Origin of the sequence: Pseudomonas sp. MUP55 (assembly GCF_034043515.1) — a bacterium.
Lineage (GTDB): Bacteria > Pseudomonadota > Gammaproteobacteria > Pseudomonadales > Pseudomonadaceae > Aquipseudomonas.
This window is the reverse complement of the sequence record NZ_CP138214.1, coordinates 3,776,248-3,788,414: the sequence shown is the minus strand read 5'-3', so window position 1 is coordinate 3,788,414 and position 12,167 is coordinate 3,776,248. Positions and strand designations below refer to the sequence as shown.

Genomic DNA, 12,167 nt, shown 5'->3' with positions numbered 1-12,167 from the left:
CTAGCACATGCCCACTGTCGCCAAACCCTATGACCTGATCGATGAGGTCACCGATTACCCGCTTCGCCAGCGCCGCGTGTCCACGCCGATCCGCGCCCTGCAGGTAGTACCGGCCCGGCATCCCTGGCGCTGGGCCGGCTCGATCTTTGCCGCGCTGGTGCTGCTTGCCATCGTGCATTCCCTGGCCACCAATCCGCGTTGGGAGTGGGGCGTGTTCGGCCAGTGGTTCTTCTCGCCGTCGGTGCTGCGCGGCCTGGGGCAGACCCTCTTGCTGACGCTGCTGAGCACGCTGTTCAGCATCATTCTCGGCACCGCGCTGGCCCTGGCACGGCTGTCGGGCTCGCCGCTGCTGGCGGCGCTGGCCTGGGGCTATATCTGGTTCTTCCGCTCGATGCCGGCGCTGCTGGTGCTGATCATCCTCTACAACTTTGCCTACCTGTACGACCACATCGTGATCGGTGTGCCGTTTACCGATCAGGTGTTCGCGCAGTGGTCCACCGTGGATGTGCTCAGCCAGTTCACCGTGGCTGTACTGGGCTTGAGCCTGATGCAGGCGGCATACGCGGCGGAGATCATTCGCGGTGGCCTGATCGGTGTGGATGCCGGCCAGCACGAAGCCGCTGCGGCGTTGGGGCTGCCGGCCTCGCGGCGGATATTCCGGATCATCCTGCCCCAGGCATTGCGTTCGATCCTGCCGTCGGGTTTCAACGAGATCATCGGCCTGGTCAAGGGCACCTCGATTGTCTACGTGCTGGCCCTGCCGGAGCTGTTCTACACCGTGCAGGTCATCTACAACCGCACCCAGGCGGTGATCCCGCTGCTGATCGTGGCCACCGTGTGGTACCTGATCATCACCACGGTGCTGACCAGCGCCCAGTATTACGTCGAGCGCCACTTTGCCCGTGGCACCGCGCGCGTGTTGCCGCCGACGCCGCTGCAACGTCTGCGCCATTGGCTCAAGGAGAAAACCCATGGCTGAAGCACGCGCAGGGCGTATCCAGATCCAGGGCGTAGGCAAGCGCTTCGGCAACCAGCAGGTGCTCGATAACATCGACCTGACCATCGATCCGGGCAAGGTCACGGTGATCCTCGGGCCGTCCGGCTCGGGCAAGTCCACCTTGCTGCGCACCATCAACCACCTGGAGAAGATCGACAGCGGGCACATCACCATCGACGGTGAGTACGTCGGCTATCGGCGCAAGGGTGACCTGCTGTTCGAGCTCAAAGAGCGAGAAATTCTCAAGCGACGCATCGACGTGGGCTTCGTGTTCCAGAACTTCAACCTGTTCCCGCACCTCAGCGCCTGGGAAAACATTGCCGAAGCGCCGTTGGCCCACAAGCGCTGGAGCAAGGCCCAGGCGCGAGACAAAGCGGCCGAGTTGCTGGCCAAGGTCGGCCTGGCGGACAAGCTCGACGCCTACCCGCGCTAGCTCTCGGGCGGCCAGCAGCAGCGCGTCGCCATTGCCCGTGCGCTGGCGCTGGACCCCAAGGTGTTGCTGTTCGACGAACCCACCTCGGCCCTCGACCCGGAGCTGGTGGGCGAAGTGCTCGACGTGATCAAGGGCCTGACCCAATTGGGCGTCACCCTGGTGATCGTCACCCATGAGATCGGCTTTGCCCGCGAGGTCGCTGACCACGTGGTGTTTCTCTGCGACGGCCAGTTGATCGAAGAAGGCCCGCCCGAACAGATCTTCCGCCAACCCCGACACCCCCGCACCCAGGCCTTTCTCGGCAAGGTGCTTTAGTTCAAGGAGTGACTGCCCATGTTTATCCAACCTATCCGCCTGGCCGTGCTGGCGCTTGCCATCGGCACCGCACCCCAGGTGTTCGCGGTGCAGCAGGTCGACCTCAGCCCCGACCGCCCGCGCATTCATGCGCCACGTAACGAAGCGGCCATCGCGCAAATCCCGCCGGGCTTCAAGTTCGCCCAGCCCGGCAAGTTCACCGTCGCCGTGTCCGGTGTGGCCGGGCCGCCCCTGGCGCTGCTGGCCAGCGATGACAAGACCACCATCGGCAGCGAAGCCGACACCGCGCAGTTGGTCGCCGACAGTCTCGGCCTGCAACTCAACGTGGTGCAGACCAGTTGGGAGGACTGGCCCCTGGGCGTCAGTTCGGGCAAGTACGACGCGGTGATCAGCAACGTCACCGTGACCGAGGCGCGCAAGAAGCGGTTTGACTTCGCCACCTATCGACAGGATGTGCTCGGCTTTTACGTCAAGAGCACCAGCCCGATCAGCGAGATCAAGCAGGCCGCCGACATCGCCGGGCTGAAGATCATCGTCGGCTCCGGCACCAATCAGGAAAAGGTCTTGCTGGCGTGGAACGAGGCCAATGAAAAGGCTGGCCTCAAGCCTGCGCTGCTGCAGTACTTCGACGACCAGGCCGCTGCGCAACTGGCGGTGCAGTCGGGACGCAGCGATGCGCTGTTCGGGCCCAACTCGGTGTACGCCTACTCGGCGGCGATCACCGGCGGCATCAAGCGCGTCGGCACCGTCAACGGCGGCTGGCCGTTGCAGGCCGATATCGCCGTGACCACGCGCAAGGACAACGGCCTGGTCAAGCCGATCCACACCGCCCTGGAAGGTGCGATTGCCGGGGGGCAATACGCGCAAGTGTTGCAGCGTTGGGGCCTGGATGTGGAGCGCGTTGACCAATCGTTGATCAACCCACCTGGGCTGCCGGATTAGGAGTATCGAACATGGGACTGACACGACGTGAAGCACTGTCGAGCATCGCCGCAGTCGGCGGCGAAAAGGCGGCCCAGGATGCGCTGGCTGCACTGGGACTGGGGCCGTCTTCACACCGGCGGCCACAGCCGCTCAAACTCAAGGACGGCCTGGGGCAGGGCACCCGCGTGCTGGTACTGGGCGCCGGGATTGCCGGGCTGGTCAGCGCGCTGGAACTGACCCGCGCCGGGTTCGCCGTGCAGGTGCTGGAGGCCCGCGACCGCGTGGGCGGACGCACCTGGACCCTGCGCAATGGCGACCGCGTGGACTACAAGGACGGCCGCTCGCAAACGGTGGCGTTCGATCCGGGCCAGTATTTCAACGCCGGCCCGGCGCGCATCCCCAGCCAGCATCGCACCCTCCTCGACTATTGCAGCGAACTGGGCGTGCCGCTGGAGGTGCTGGTCAACAGCAGCCATGGCGCCCAGGTGCGGCCAGACCTGCAACAACCGGCGTTCACCGTCGGCCAGGCGGTCAACGATGCACGCGGGCATCTGTCCGGCCTGCTCGCCAAGGCGGTGCAGCGCGATGCGCTCGATGACGTATTGACCTTGGATGAGCGCACGCGGCTGCTCGCCTTCCTGCAGGTGTATGGCGACCTCTCCCAGGCATTGGCCTACGAAGGCAGCTTGCGCGCCGGCCACCTTGAATCGCCCGCACACCCCGGTGCGCTGCCCGCCAGCGCCACGCCGATTGGCCTTGAGCGCCTGCTGCATCCCGAGCTGTGGGGCGCGCTGCTGCACACTGAGTTCCCGGAGTTTTCAGCGACCATGTTTCAGCCGGTGGGCGGCATGGACCGTATCACCGAGGCGTTCTACCAGCGCGTGCGCGAGCAGGTGCAGTTGGGCGCGCAGGTGCGGCAGATCCGCCAGTTGGAAGACGGCGTGGCGGTGACTTATCACGACCAGCACAGCGGCCGTGAGCAAGTGGTGCGCGCCGATTACCTGATCTCCACCTTGCCGCTGCCGTTGCTGAACAGACTCGACACCGATTTCAGCGACCCGATCAAGGCGGCCTTGCTCAGCACCCGCAGCGACCAGGCGACCAAAGTGGCGTGGCAATCGCCGCGCTTCTGGGAAAGCGATTACCGCACCTATGGCGGCCTGTCCTGGGTCGAACACCCGGCGCGTTTGCTCTGGTACCCGAGCAACGACCTCAACACCCGCGAAGGCGTGCTGGTGGCCGGTTACGTCACCGGGGAGGGCGCCGACGTGTTCGGCGCGCAGTCCTTCGACGCGCAATACGCCACCTCCAGGCAAGCGGTGGAACTGCTGCACCCAGGCTATTCCAGGCACCTGCGCCACCCGTTGGCGGTGTCCTGGGAGCAGATCCCCTACAGCGAAGGCCCGTGGCTGCAACGCGAGCATTTCCCGGCCGATGCCAGCGCGCTGCTGGAACAGGCCCACGGCCGCGTCTATTTCGCCGGTGACGGTCTGGTGCAAAGCGGCGTGGGCATCTGGCAGGAGTCGGCAGCCAATTCGGCGCGGCACGTGGTCGCGCAATTGGCGGAGCGCGTGACGCAACAGCGCCAGATCACGGCATTGGCGGTGTCATGAAACTGCGCTGTGGCGAGGGAGCTTGCTCCCGCTGGAGTGCGTAGCAGTCCCCTTCGTGTAAAGCCACGAGCGCGGCGAACCCTGTCCCGGCCCAGCGGGAGCAAGCTCCCTCGCCACAAGGGGAGGGGCAGCCTTCGAGCGTTGTGTAGACATTCAATCAAGGAGCAACACCATGAGCGATAGCATCCAACGCACCAGCGTCGGCGATTTTCCCATCTCGCAAACCGTGACCGTGCCGGCCTCGGCCAGCCTGGTCTTCGTCAGCGGCACCTTGCCGGACCCGGCCGACCCGAACGTGCCCGGGGTTTACGGCGACACCGAAGTGCAGACGGTGTCGGTGTTCAACAAACTGCGCAAGATCCTCCGGCAGCAGGACCTCGACCTGGGCGATATCGTGCAGCTGCGGGTGTTTCTGGTCGGCGCCCCGGAAACCGACGGCAAGCTGGATTTCGCCGGGCTGCAGCGTGGTTATACGCAGTTTTTCGCCACTCCCGAGCAACCAAACAAACCGGCGCGCACCGCGTTGCAGGTGGTGGCGTTGCCCCTGCCGGGGGCGCTTGTGGAAGTGGAGGCGGTGGCGGCCAGGGCGGGGTGATGTCAGTCACTGTGCGGTGTCGAGGCGTTCCTGGGTAGCGCGGTCGATCAACGCGCGCAGCGCCTCGAATAGCGGCTCGGCATCCGTATGTTTTTTGCCGTACGCCAGGTTGAAGGCATAATCGAAATCAGGCGGGTTGAGGCCCTGGGTGTGCTGTAGCAGGGTCTCCAGCTCGTTCAGCGTGGCTTTTGACGACAGCGCGTTTTAGTAGCGGGTGGCAAAAGGGTAAAGATGCAGCGACGCAAGTTGATGTCGGATTTTTCGCCATTTACAGACAGGCGCTTCCCAATCTCGTTTTGCCGTCTTGTGATTACGTCGTCGTTTCAGGAAAAGTGCGCCTCACGTAACTCCTGGCGCACATGAGGATAAGAAGTCAGCCTGCCCGTTGATATGTGTTTGAAACTGGGCGACATCAAGGTTAAATCACGGGCTACGTGCACCGCGATGAAATTAATGCCACTCAGTGGCAGATCCTTCAGTCCATGCAGGCAAAATGTATCCTGGATCTTTGGAGAAGCTCTATGAAACGTTCAGACAGTCGATCGTTCTGGTGCATCACAGCGGTTCTGATCGTTGTTGTCGGACTTTTAGGCTATCAAATAGTTGATGGTTTAATTCGTGGTGTGATTGTGGCTTTCAGCCGCGTAGGGCCTTCGACCACTTACACGCTTTTGGAACAACCAAAGCAGTATTGGATGACCTTGGGCTGGCTCGCTATTGTTGAAGCTTTTCTGATTGCCATGACGCTAGGTGTTGCATGGATCTCCAGCGCAATATCTAAAAATGAAAAAGTCAAGGGAGGTTAATCGCTAGGATTCCCGGGATCCGTGAGTATCCAGGTCACTGGCATCAAGGCAACTGCGCAGTGTTACCGAAAGTTGTTTATTGGATGACTTCCTCGTAGATACCAATTGCCAGTGTCTTAACGTTCCCAGACACTGCGCTTCCGGTAAGACCTAACGCAGCGGCCAGCGACTCTCGTATATGGTTGGCGGTAGCCATTTGCATATCTGTGGCGCTGATTCGCTTTGGAACCGCCCTGTTGGCTTGTTTTATTTTGAGCAGTTTTAGCGTTAATCGGGGATCTTGGAGCCTGAGCAGCTCATTATTCAGCCTCACCCTTTCTTGTCGGTTCAGACCTTTCAACACTTGAGTGAGTGGCTTGCCAGTAACTCTTGTTGTTGTGTTGACTGTTTTTATGACGGTTGAGGCTGAGGTGGCGACGCCGAGTAATGCAATGGTATCCAGCGCTGCGGACACGGCCTGAAACCAAGCTTCGTTATCCAGTCGATCAAGGTGCTCAGGAGCTAATGCTTCAACGCTCGTTCGACCTAGGCCGATGAAACATTGCGTGCCGCTTGCGAGTAGAGCTGCCTGACCAATAAATGTGATCACCGCGCTGGCCCCTGCAGTAAAAGGCATTAGCGCAGCACCACTTGTAATTACTACCCAACTGAGCAACGCCCCAGCGCATGACACTGCGGTATTCAGCGCCTCTCCCACCAACCTTGACTGGCGCGGCTCATGCTCCAGCATCCGCTTGAACTCCACTGGCCCCACATATCGAGGCGCCTCACGCAGCACCACCTTGATCGGCCGCACACTGCAAACACCTTGAAACTCGCGCAGTATCACCACGTTGAACATTTCATCGATATATACCACCCCCGCACCAATCAGCGCCGGGTCGCTGTCGATGGCAAAGAACAACCGACGCAGGTCGATACTGCTTTCGATCCGCTGGCGGGTTGTACGGTGGGCTGAGGGGAATCCATCCTTGAACAGACGGGCCGTCATTCCTTAACTCCTGATTGTGGGAGTTGAAAGGGTAAAGATGCATTGGCGCAAATTAATGTCGGATGTTTCGCCATCTACAGACAGGCGCTTCCCAATCTCGCTTTGCCGTCTTGTGAGTACGCCGCTGGTTCAGGAACAGTGCGCCCCACGTCACTCCCGGCGCACATCAGGACAAGGAGCCAACATGGCTGTTGATATGTTTTTGAAACTGGGCGACATCAAGGGTGAGTCACGCGACCAGGCGCATCGCGATGAAATTGATATCTTCGAATGGGCATGGGGGTTGTCACAGACGGGTTCGATGCACGCCGGTACTGGAGGAGGAGCAGGCAAGGCGGACTTCGCCAATCTCAACCTTACAAAACCGCTGGATAAATCCAGCCCAAACCTCATGATGGCCTGTGCCAGTGGCAAGCATTATCCCGAAGCCAGACTGGTGGTACGCAAGGCAGGAGGGGCCAGCCCGGTGGAGTATCTGATGATCACTCTCAAGGAAGTTATGGTGGTGTCCTACAGCACCAGCGCGGAACGGGCCGGCGATGTGTTGTACGACCGCATCGCCTTGAACTTCGCCACAGTAGATGTGAGCTACCAGCCGCAGAAGGCCGACGGCGCCAAGGAGGGTGGGCCGGTGAAGTTCGGATGGAGTATTCGGCAGAACGTCAAAGCCTGAACCATCACCTGCCGACGTTGATCGTTCCCGCGCTTTGAACTTACCACCTACTCCTGCAACTGCAACGCCTGCTGTTTGAGCCTGCGCTTTTGCTCGAACGGTAACTTCTCGTTGTCCCCGTACGGCGCGCTGTACCAGGTGCCGTAACTTGGATTGGGCAGCAGGAACCAGCGCTGCCCCAGCCAGTTCACATAGGGCTCCACTGCCTTGCGCTGGGCCGCCAGCGTGTTGTGTTCGGCCTGTACGAAATCCCCCAGGGAATCGCCGGCCATCAGCAGCACCCGCGCATGGCTGGCGACCCATTGGCGTCGGCAGTTCTTGCCGTAGCCGGCGCTTTCGCAGTGGCCGGTGGGCGTGCTGGCCGCCAGGATCTGGTCATCATCTTCAACCGGGAAACCGCGCAAGCGCAGGTTCCGCGCCGTGGCGGCAACCTGGCTGTGTTCGCGGTTGGTGAGGTAATAGACCTTGACGCCTTTTTGCCGGGCCGCCTGCAGAAACGCCACCGAACCCGGCAGGGCCTCAGCCTTGGCCTGGTCGACCCAGGTGTTCCAGCGGTCGTAGGAATACACCTGGTTGTTGAGAATGTCGCGGGCATTGAGCGGCACGTTGTCCAGCAGGGTTTCGTCGATATCCACCACCACGGCCGGAGGCAGCCCTTTCAAATCCCGCGCAGCGAAGGGCAAGGCGTCCCAGGTGGGATCGGCCAGGGCGGCATCGAGCTGGCGCGTAGCGTTGGCGAATAGCTGACGGTAGATCAGCTCGTGCTCGATGGAGGTCTGGGTCCAGAGCACGGCGTCGAGCTGGTCGTTGGCCGGTGGGGTTTGTTGGCAGCCTGCCAAAGCGATGGATAAAAGGCTGGCGGTGGCGAAAATCAGGTTACGCATGGTGAGGGCTCGCAGGTGGAAGCGGTTGCGTCTCAGGGGGCCTCGACATCCAAGGCGCCAATGCCTGGGTTGCCGCAGGGCGACATGGGTATCTACACAACTTTGACACGGCTCTCAACCGTGGCGAGGGAGCTTGCTCCCGTTCAAACCAGTCAAGCAAAAGGCCCCCTGTAGGAGCGAGCTTGCTCGCGAAAAACGTCTAAGCGACGCGTTCATTCTGAATAAACGCGGGGGGGCCTGAGTTCTTCGCGAGCAAGTTCGATCCTACAAAAAGCCCGTTGACGGAGTTTAACGGGGCGCCTGAGATCATGATCAAGAGCGGCTCACTTCGCATCATGGTGACGGTTGGCTGCTACAGGTTGCGTAGGATAAACCCGGTTTGCCCTGAACGTGAGCGAATAGAGAGAAGCCATCATCGAGCTCATTGTGGAAGGCTTCTCTGACGAACCAGCCTATTCGATGGCGCTTCGCCAAACGGGCTGAGCATCCTTGTCTACCGTCCAGTGGGGCCGCCCTGGTTCAATGCAGATGCCCCCAACCCAGCGAATGTGTGAGCTGTGGTCGGGCCAATAGGCGTTAGCGTCAAGCACTTCAAGACCTAATGCGGTCACTGCCAAGCCTCGCCGAGGCCACTCAAGATGCGTCTCGGTTTCCACCAGCAACGGCTGGTCGCCATCGATCAACGGCCGCAACAGCGCATGAAACATCATGTCGCCCAGAAACGGCAGCGGTTCGCGCTTGGCCATCAGCTCTGCGAATACCCGACCAAATGGTACTGGCCCGGTATCGGCGATGTAGCTCAGGGCCAGGCGTTCGGTCAGGGACAAGCCATCCTGCGTTCCAGGCAACTCCTGCAACTGGCGCAGCAGCGCAGGAGCGAGAAAGGGCAGGGCGCGATGGTTGCCGTGAGCCAATTGCGCCCATTGCAAAGGTGAGTGGCTGCAGTATGCCGTCCACGCCTGTTTGGCCAGTAGTATCGCGGCCTCATCGATCGTGCGTCGCTGCGGCCAGAGCCAGGCGAGTACATCGGGCGCCAATTGGCCGATCCCGATAAAGCGCTCGACGCCTGGAATATGGTCCACTTCAATCAGTTCAAGTTTAGACGGTAGCCGTTCAAGACCCGCCAAGGCGCGAACCAGAAACAGCTGGTCGTAGGCATCCGCTTCACACCACAGCACGCTGTGCTGCGCTGTGGCCAGGGTTTGGAGCTGGGCATATTCGTCGGCCAACCGCCGCGCCACGTCAGTTGCTTCCAGGCCGAATGCATGGCTGATGAAGGCTCCGCGCAGGCTTTGGTATTCACCGCCAGGCAGGTCGCGTACCGGGCCCATGCACAGCGGGTCGGTCAGCATCCGGAACTGCCCGTTGAACCCCGCCAGCTGCAGGCTGTGGGCGATGTCATTGCCGCACCGCCAGTGAGTGGTGCGGGCTTCGTCGCTGGCAATGAAGTCCGGGTGGCGCGCGGCGAAATCAAGGGCGTCGACATGGGCTTTGAGCTTGGGCCAACTGCTGAAGCCTAACTGTTTAGCGATGTGCCATTGGGCTTGGGACAAGGTTGCGCCGGGGTCCTGGTGTTTAAGCTGCGCCAACAGTTCCTTGGCGCGCTTGCGCTGCTGCTCAAGGTTGAGGCGGCCGTTGGTATTGGAGGTAAAAGGGGGATGTGACATACGAGCTCCTTGCACAAACCTTTTCCGCTTTAAGGTTGGGAGTCGTAGAAATGAGGTAGAGCTGTGTGTCTTGGGCGCAGCCCTTTCCGCGGAAGGTGGCGTAGAGAGCGCCAGGCGCAAAATATAGGCAGTGCGGCGCTCAATTGCAATCTCAGACGAGCTGGTCGGGCTTGCGATCAATCCAATGGGTCTTGATGCCCTTGGCCCAGGCCACTGTATAAAAACAGCTGAGCAGCACAATGCCCCATTGCTCGGCATTGATCGAAGACCAGAACCAGAACGGCTGGCCGGCCATGCCGAACAGGCAGGCGTAGCGGCGTACTTTCAGGCGTTTGCTTTGACTGAACCAGATGGCGACCACCCCGAGGGCGGCGATCATGATTTGTGCGATCAACGCTGTCTCCTTGATTGAAGTGAGAGGGCACAGGCCCCTCCCACCCATTGATCTGCTGTGTGCCGCAGACGGCTATTTGTCTTTGCGCGCGTCCATGGTTTTCTGGTGCTCGGCGAGGAACGGCTGCTCCGCCGGATCAAAGCGATCGATCCCTGCGGTGAACCGATGCCAGTACGGGTAAAGCGGCTGGCGACGTGTCACGGCCTCAATGCGTGAGGACTGCTCCTCGGTCAGCTTCAACTCCGTGGCGGCCAGGTTGTCGCGCAGGTGCGCCTCGGTGCGGGCGCCGACGATCAGCGAAGTGATCCCCGGGCGGTCCTTGAGCCACGCCAGGCAGGTGCGCGCCACCGACACCCCGTGTTCATCGCCCACGGCGGCCAGGGTTTCGATGATGTCCAGCGCCCGTTCCGGGTCATGCACATAGGGTTCCGGCCAGTCGCTGCCCTGGCGGGTGTTGGCAGGCGGTTTATGTCCGCGCCGGGTCGAGCCGGTCAACAGGCCTTCACCCATCGGCCCCCATACCAGCGTGCCGACCTGTTGGTCCAATGCCAACGGCAGCAGTTCGTACTCGGCCTCGCGGGATTCGGGCGTGTAGTAGATCTGCTGGGTGATCGGTTTGAGCATGCCGTGCAACTCGGCCTTGCCCAGGGTTTTCATCATTTGCCAGGCGGTGAAGTTGCTGGTGCCGAAGTAGCGGATTTTGCCCGAACCGACCAGCAGGCGCAGCGCTTCGAGCGTCTCTTCGATGGGCGTCAGGCCGTCCCAGTTGTGCAGCTGGTACAAGTCGATATGGTCGGTGCCCAGGCGCTTCAAGCTGGCTTCACAGGCGCGAATCAGGTGATAGCGCGATGAGCCGGAGTTATTCGGGTTCTGGTCCACCGGGCTGCGGCCCTTGGTCGCTAGCAGGACGTCGTTGCGTTTGTCGCCCAGGGCTTTACCGACCACTTCCTCGGCCAGGCCATGGGAGTAAAGGTCGGCGGTATCGATCATGTTCACCCCGGCCTCGAACGCGATATCGAACATGCGCCTGGCCTGGGGCACGTCCACCGCACCGCATTTCTCGAACTCGGCGCGACCGCCAAAGGGCACCGTGCCCAGGATAATTTGCGAAACCAGCAGGCCGGAATGACCCAGTTGTCGGTATTGCATGTTGCCTCCTACTTTGCGTTGCACGTGAAGGTGTGAACGACAGGGGTGGCGATAGTTTGAATTTTTTCATGAAAACTTCGGCGTCTACCGCAACAATGCCGCCTCGCTGATCCTGATCAGCGGCGCGTTGCCTCTGCTGTTGCGCCTGGACCCGGAGCGCCAATGGCTGTGGGCGGCGGCATCAGCAGCAGCTGTAGTACAAATCCATACACCTATTAATTGTTATCGCTGATCTTAATTAGTTTGGCCCTGTTGTATCGTCCTACATATGTTTCTCAAGGGGGAGTCGGAGTTTTCTTGCTTCTGCCTATCCGTTTTGCTAGCTATTTTTTTTCTGAGTGATTTGCTAGCGTTCAAGTCTGTTGTAAAAGTCGCAGGAGCTTGAAAATGGAACTCAAGGATATTGGCAACACACCACTGGTTGAGTTGGCGACGCTTTTCGAAAACGGCAATAGAGTCCTTTCAAAGTGCGAGTTTTTAAATCCTTCGGGAAGTCATAAGGATCGAACTTACCTAAATATTGTAAATCGGTTGGAAGAAGCTCGAATCATTGTGCCTGGTATGACGCTGATTGACTGCTCTACAGGTAATGGAGGTGCAGCACTGGCATGGATCGGCAGACTGAAAGGCTACAGAATAAAGATATTTATGCCCGAGGGTATGACGCAAGAGCGCAAAGCGCAGATACGCTTTGGAGAGGACGGCGTTAGCGTGGAATGAGGGCGT

At 60.5% G+C, this 12,167-nt stretch carries 12 protein-coding genes and 2 pseudogenes; 8 read left to right on the top strand and 6 right to left on the bottom strand.

Annotated elements, in window-relative coordinates; translation table 11 throughout:
- Positions 1-7 precede the first annotated feature (7 nt).
- The 5 genes and pseudogenes from SC318_RS16945 (at position 8) to SC318_RS16925 (ending at position 4,877) form a co-directional block, all read left to right on the top strand.
- A complete protein-coding gene (locus tag SC318_RS16945) occupies positions 8-979 on the top strand; it encodes an amino acid ABC transporter permease (protein WP_320427730.1) in 972 nt (323 codons plus the stop codon).
- A pseudogene (locus tag SC318_RS16940) lies at positions 972-1,745 on the top strand (amino acid ABC transporter ATP-binding protein). The gene SC318_RS16945 and the pseudogene SC318_RS16940 overlap by 8 nt, the downstream one beginning before the upstream one ends.
- Positions 1,746-1,763: 18 nt before the next feature.
- On the top strand, positions 1,764-2,687 hold the full coding sequence (locus tag SC318_RS16935; protein ID WP_320427729.1) for an ABC transporter substrate-binding protein: 924 nt from the start codon (positions 1,764-1,766) through the stop codon (positions 2,685-2,687).
- An 11-nt stretch (positions 2,688-2,698) separates the two neighbouring features.
- A complete protein-coding gene (locus SC318_RS16930; protein WP_320427728.1) occupies positions 2,699-4,282 on the top strand; it encodes a flavin monoamine oxidase family protein in 1,584 nt (527 codons plus the stop codon).
- A gap of 172 nt (positions 4,283-4,454) precedes the next feature.
- Positions 4,455-4,877, top strand: coding sequence for a RidA family protein (locus SC318_RS16925; RefSeq protein ID WP_124387326.1), 423 nt, complete (start codon positions 4,455-4,457; stop codon positions 4,875-4,877).
- Between the two features lie 6 nt (positions 4,878-4,883).
- On the opposite strand, the pseudogene SC318_RS16920 reads toward SC318_RS16925, so the two are convergent.
- A pseudogene (locus SC318_RS16920) lies at positions 4,884-5,078 on the bottom strand (phosphohydrolase); the annotation flags it as partial.
- Between the two features lie 320 nt (positions 5,079-5,398).
- Here SC318_RS16920 and SC318_RS16915 point away from each other — a divergent pair.
- Entirely contained in the window at positions 5,399-5,683 is a 285-nt protein-coding gene (locus tag SC318_RS16915; protein WP_320427727.1) for a hypothetical protein, read from the top strand.
- Between the two features lie 76 nt (positions 5,684-5,759).
- Here SC318_RS16915 and SC318_RS16910 read toward each other — a convergent pair whose 3' ends face one another.
- The gene (locus SC318_RS16910) at positions 5,760-6,674 is read right to left on the bottom strand and encodes an Ssp4 family T6SS effector (protein ID WP_320427726.1); all 915 of its coding nucleotides are present in this window, start codon (positions 6,672-6,674) and stop codon (positions 5,760-5,762) included.
- Between the two features lie 184 nt (positions 6,675-6,858).
- Here SC318_RS16910 and SC318_RS16905 point away from each other — a divergent pair, with 184 nt between their 5' ends.
- Positions 6,859-7,347 (top strand): Hcp family type VI secretion system effector, encoded by a 489-nt coding sequence (locus tag SC318_RS16905; RefSeq protein ID WP_320427725.1) that lies wholly within the window; start codon positions 6,859-6,861, stop codon positions 7,345-7,347.
- A gap of 47 nt (positions 7,348-7,394) precedes the next feature.
- On the opposite strand, the gene SC318_RS16900 is transcribed toward SC318_RS16905, so the two are convergent.
- The 4 genes from SC318_RS16900 to SC318_RS16885 all read right to left on the bottom strand — a co-directional run bounded on the left by SC318_RS16900 (position 7,395) and on the right by SC318_RS16885 (position 11,441).
- Positions 7,395-8,231 carry an HAD family acid phosphatase gene (locus SC318_RS16900; protein WP_320427724.1) on the bottom strand — a complete coding sequence of 279 codons (837 nt, stop codon included), beginning with the start codon at positions 8,229-8,231 and terminating at the stop codon, positions 7,395-7,397.
- Between the two features lie 452 nt (positions 8,232-8,683).
- Positions 8,684-9,898 carry a DUF1835 domain-containing protein gene (locus tag SC318_RS16895; protein ID WP_320427723.1) on the bottom strand — a complete coding sequence of 405 codons (1,215 nt, stop codon included), beginning with the start codon at positions 9,896-9,898 and terminating at the stop codon, positions 8,684-8,686.
- 151 nt (positions 9,899-10,049) lie between these two features.
- Positions 10,050-10,292, bottom strand: coding sequence for a hypothetical protein (locus SC318_RS16890; RefSeq protein WP_306493644.1), 243 nt, complete (start codon positions 10,290-10,292; stop codon positions 10,050-10,052).
- 72 nt (positions 10,293-10,364) lie between these two features.
- Entirely contained in the window at positions 10,365-11,441 is a 1,077-nt protein-coding gene (locus SC318_RS16885; protein WP_320427722.1) for an aldo/keto reductase, read from the bottom strand.
- Between the two features lie 387 nt (positions 11,442-11,828).
- On the opposite strand from SC318_RS16885, the gene SC318_RS16880 reads away from it, so the two are divergent.
- A complete protein-coding gene (locus SC318_RS16880) occupies positions 11,829-12,161 on the top strand; it encodes a pyridoxal-phosphate dependent enzyme (RefSeq protein ID WP_320427721.1) in 333 nt (110 codons plus the stop codon).
- The last annotated feature ends 6 nt before the right edge of the window (positions 12,162-12,167 follow it).

Excerpts from the sequence above, each read along its gene's own strand:
- SC318_RS16945 (WP_320427730.1), top strand. The coding sequence starts at position 8 with ATGCCCACTGTCGCCAAACCCTATGACCTGATCGATGAGGTCACCGAT.
- SC318_RS16935 (WP_320427729.1), top strand. The coding sequence starts at position 1,764 with ATGTTTATCCAACCTATCCGCCTGGCCGTGCTGGCGCTTGCCATCGGC.
- SC318_RS16930 (WP_320427728.1), top strand. The coding sequence starts at position 2,699 with ATGGGACTGACACGACGTGAAGCACTGTCGAGCATCGCCGCAGTCGGC.
- SC318_RS16925 (WP_124387326.1), top strand. The coding sequence starts at position 4,455 with ATGAGCGATAGCATCCAACGCACCAGCGTCGGCGATTTTCCCATCTCG.
- SC318_RS16915 (WP_320427727.1), top strand. The coding sequence starts at position 5,399 with ATGAAACGTTCAGACAGTCGATCGTTCTGGTGCATCACAGCGGTTCTG.
- SC318_RS16910 (WP_320427726.1), bottom strand. The coding sequence starts at position 6,674 with ATGACGGCCCGTCTGTTCAAGGATGGATTCCCCTCAGCCCACCGTACA.
- SC318_RS16905 (WP_320427725.1), top strand. The coding sequence starts at position 6,859 with ATGGCTGTTGATATGTTTTTGAAACTGGGCGACATCAAGGGTGAGTCA.
- SC318_RS16900 (WP_320427724.1), bottom strand. The coding sequence starts at position 8,231 with ATGCGTAACCTGATTTTCGCCACCGCCAGCCTTTTATCCATCGCTTTG.
- SC318_RS16895 (WP_320427723.1), bottom strand. The coding sequence starts at position 9,898 with ATGTCACATCCCCCTTTTACCTCCAATACCAACGGCCGCCTCAACCTT.
- SC318_RS16885 (WP_320427722.1), bottom strand. The coding sequence starts at position 11,441 with ATGCAATACCGACAACTGGGTCATTCCGGCCTGCTGGTTTCGCAAATT.
- SC318_RS16880 (WP_320427721.1), top strand. The coding sequence starts at position 11,829 with ATGGAACTCAAGGATATTGGCAACACACCACTGGTTGAGTTGGCGACG.